Here is a 3,571-nt window from a genome sequence, read left to right as displayed (position 1 = left end):
GCCGACCGGGGTGGACGAGGCCGAGGAGCCGACCGCCCGCGAGACCGTCGTGGTCGAGGTCGGCGGCAAGCGTCTTGAGATCTCCCTCCCGGCGGTCCTCGGTCTGGCGGTGTCGCCCGGGGAGGCCGCGGGCGCCACGGGCGGCTCGAAGAAGCCGAAGCGCAAGGCCGTCAAGAAGTCCGGCTCGGCCGCTTCCGGCGACGCCCTGGCCTCGCCCATGCAGGGCACCATCGTCAAGGTCGCCGTCAACGAGGGCGACACCGTGGCCGAGGGCGACCTCATCGTGGTCCTGGAGGCCATGAAGATGGAGCAGCCCCTCAACGCCCACCGCGGTGGCATCGTCAAGAACCTGAACGCGAACGTCGGCGCCTCGGTCAGCGCGGGCGCGGTGATCTGCGAACTGAAGGACTGACCCGCCGCCATGGCGTCCTTACGGTGGGCCTGGCCGGGCCTGGCCGGGCCTGGCTGGCCCACCGTAAGGATCAGTGGCTGGGCCCACCGTAAGGATCAGTCCTTGAGCGTCCGCTCCAGGAAGCCCAGGACGGTCTCCGCGTACGTCTCCGGCTGGGTCTTGATGCCCTGCAGATGCTCTGTGTCGGGCAGGGTGTGCACCTCGGCCAGCGGATAGCGCTCGGCCAGCGCCCGTACCCCCGAGGCGGGGATCATGGTGTCGCGCTCACCGGCCAGGAAGAGCATCGGGGTGCGCTCGTACGCGCCCCCGAGCGGCGGCGGCCACTGCACCCGCAGCATCGCCACGGCCGCCGACGAGGCGACCGACTCCACGACCGGGCGGGAGGGGCCGGCGCCGAGCGGGCCGGGGATGGGCACCCCGCCGGCCGCGACGAAGTTCCGGAACAGCGGGGCCAGCTCCAGCGCCGGGCCGCTGTCGAAGACCACCGCGTCGACCGGGCAGTCCTCCCTCTTGAGCATGTAGAAGGAGGGGAAGGTCGAGATCGAGAAGCCGTAGATCGCGATGCGCGCCGCGGCGTACTCGTCCATCGACCGCATGTGCCGCACCACGGCGACCACATCGTCGGTGTGACGGTCGCTCATGCCCCAGCCCGCCCGGTCCGCGACGCTCTTACCGTGGTTGCGGTGGTCGAACAGGGCGACCGTGTAGCCCGCCTCGCTGAGCAGCCGCGCGTGCGCCAGGCTCGCGGACTTGCTGAGCCCCAGGCCGTGTCCGAGCACCACGACCCGCTCGGCGTCGCCGGGGATGAGCCAGACATGCAGCCCGCGACCCTGCTGCCCGTTCAGCGGAACGTTGACGTCGGTGCTGGTCAGCCCCAAGTCGGCGGGGGTCTTGTGATGCGGTCTGCGGGGCGGGTGGAAGATCATGTACGAGAGGAAGGCGCCGTACAGCGGTGCCACCGGGAGGGTCACCGCTGAGGCCGCCTTGGCCAGGAATCCCGTCGCCATGGTCGTCAAACCCCCATCACCGATCGTGCCCGGACGTGCGCGATCGTAGTGCGGACGGACAGGTGACCGCGTCGGCCGGAAGGCGAACGTGGCCTAAGTCACCGAGTGCCCGCGATCGGCAACCCAGCCTTTTGGCACGGGCGTTGGGGGCGTGTGAAGCGGTCGTGGTGGCGCGTTCCGACGGCGGGGCACCCACGGCGCGCCGCGCGCGCCGCTGTACCGTCAGTACGTCCACAGCGAGCGCATCATCGGCCGATAGCACGGGGGGAAGCCGAACAGTGTCCTTCACCAGCCCGGTTCAGCCCGCACACGAGCCCCGGCGATGGGCCCCGGTCCGCGCCCTGCCCGGCCCCGGGGACCGCCCCGGCCCCGGTGAGGTGGCCGTATGGCTGCTGCGGATCCCGCCGTACGCCGCCGCTGCCGCCGCTGTCGCGGAGGGCATGCTGGACGAGCGGGAGCGCGAGCGCGCGGCGCGGCTGCGGTCGGATGTGGCGCGCGAGCGCTATGTGACCTCCCATGTGGGGCTGCGGGCGCTGCTCGGCGGCTATCTCGGCATCGACCCGGCCGAGGTCGCGTTCACCCGGGAGACCTGCGGCATGCCGGACTGCGAGAAGCCGCACGGCCGCCCTGCCTTGGCGGGCGAGAACGCGCTGCACTTCTCCCTCTCCCACTCCGGGGACGCGGCCCTGTGTGCCGTCGCCGGAGTACCCGTAGGCGCCGATGTCGAGGAGCGGGACCCAGGGCGCGCCGGGGCCCGGCTGACGGGGCTGGTCGGGCAGTTGCACCCCGAGGAGCGGGCGGCGATCGACGCGCTTCCGGAGGAGCTGCGGGAGGAGGCGTTCCTGGGCTGCTGGGTCCGTAAGGAGGCGTATCTCAAGGGCATCGGCACCGGGCTGCCGGGCGGGATCGGCGCCCACCACGTCGGGCTCGCCGAGGGCCTGGCCCCGGCCGGCGCCCCGCCCGGCCCGCGCGGCTGGGCCTTCGTCGACCTCGACGCCCCGCCCGGTTATCACGCGGCGGTCGCCGTAAGGGACGAGGCCGTCCGGGACGGCGCCGTAAGGGAAGAGGCCACGTCCGGCGGCGCGGCGCGTCCGGTGGTGACGCTGGCCGGTCTGCCCCTGGGGTGATCGCCCCGGGTACAGTCGGCGCCATGCCGCATCTCGAGGTGGAACTCTCGGCAGGCACCATCGAGTACGAGGACACGGAAGGCGAGGGCCCCGTCGCGGTCCTGCTGCACGGAGTCGCCATGGACGGCTCCCTGTGGCGCCAGGTGGTCGCCGCGCTGGCCCCCGACATCCGCTGTGTCGTCCCCACCCTCCCCCTGGGCGGGCACCGCCGCCCGATGCGGCCCGACGCGGATCTGTCGGTGCTCGGGGTGGCCCGGCTGGTCGCCGAGTTCCTGGACCGGCTCGACCTTACGGATGTCACGCTGGCCATGAACGACTGGGGCGGCGCGCAGGCGCTGATCGCCGACGGCCGCGATCAGCGGATCGGCCGGCTGGTGATCACCTCCTGCGAGGCGTTCGAGAACTACCCGCCCGGGCTGCCCGGCAAGAACCTGCGGCTGGCCGCGAAGCTGCCGGGCGGACTCAACGCCGCCTTCAAGCTGCTGAAGCTCGCGCCCCTGCGCCGGCTGCCGATGACCTGGGGCTGGATGACCAAGCGCCCGGTGGACCGCGAGGCGATGGACGCCTGGTTCCAGCCGCTGTGGACCTCCCCGGAGGTCCGTCGCGACCTGCGGAAGTACGCCCTCGGCGTGCCACCGGTGGACGAGCTGCTCCACTGGGCCGACGCCCTGCGCACCTTCGACCGCCCCGCCCTGGTGGCCTGGGCGTCCGAGGACCGCGTCATGCCGCCCGAGCACGGCCTCCGCCTGGCCGGTCTGCTGCCCCGCGGCAGCCTGGTGGAGATCCCCGACAGCTACACCCTGATCCCCCAGGACCAGCCGGGCCCACTGGCCGACCTGATCCGCGCCTTCGTCCTGGGCGAGCCCGAGACGCCCTAGGGACGGCCCCGCCCGGGTCTGGGGACGGCCCCGTCTGGCCCCGCCTCGGCCCGGAGACGGGCCCTGTTGCGGCCCAGGAGGTGTCCGGCGGATCGTGACGCCTGCGGCGGGTTGCTCCCCCGCCCCTTCCCGCCGCACCGATACGCG

4 protein-coding genes are annotated in these 3,571 nt (G+C 73.1%); 3 read left to right on the top strand and 1 reads right to left on the bottom strand.

All coding sequences use genetic code 11. The features are described 5' to 3' along the window. Positions 1 to 412: biotin/lipoyl-containing protein (locus tag GWI24_RS42025; RefSeq protein WP_210951280.1), on the top strand; the 412-nt coding region annotated here is incomplete at its 5' end. Positions 413 to 507: 95 nt separating this feature from the next. On the opposite strand, the gene GWI24_RS42020 is transcribed toward GWI24_RS42025, so the two are convergent. Continuing rightward, complete coding sequence (locus GWI24_RS42020; protein WP_210951281.1) at positions 508 to 1,419, bottom strand: alpha/beta hydrolase; 912 nt, start codon at positions 1,417 to 1,419, stop codon at positions 508 to 510. A 278-nt stretch (positions 1,420 to 1,697) separates the two neighbouring features. Between GWI24_RS42020 and GWI24_RS42015 the strand changes: the two genes are divergently transcribed. Both GWI24_RS42015 and GWI24_RS42010 read left to right on the top strand, forming a co-directional pair. After that, positions 1,698 to 2,546: a 4'-phosphopantetheinyl transferase superfamily protein gene (locus GWI24_RS42015; protein WP_210951279.1), complete on the top strand. Its 849-nt coding sequence runs from the start codon at positions 1,698 to 1,700 to the stop codon at positions 2,544 to 2,546. 23 nt (positions 2,547 to 2,569) lie between these two features. Beyond that, positions 2,570 to 3,424: an alpha/beta fold hydrolase gene (locus GWI24_RS42010; RefSeq protein ID WP_210951278.1), complete on the top strand. Its 855-nt coding sequence runs from the start codon at positions 2,570 to 2,572 to the stop codon at positions 3,422 to 3,424. The last annotated feature ends 147 nt before the right edge of the window (positions 3,425 to 3,571 follow it).

Origin of the sequence: Streptomyces sp. MK37H, from assembly GCF_018035285.1 — a bacterium.
GTDB lineage: Bacteria > Actinomycetota > Actinomycetes > Streptomycetales > Streptomycetaceae > Streptomyces > Streptomyces endocoffeicus.
The sequence above is the reverse complement of the archived record's forward strand: the minus strand, read 5'-3'. Positions and strand labels throughout refer to the sequence as shown.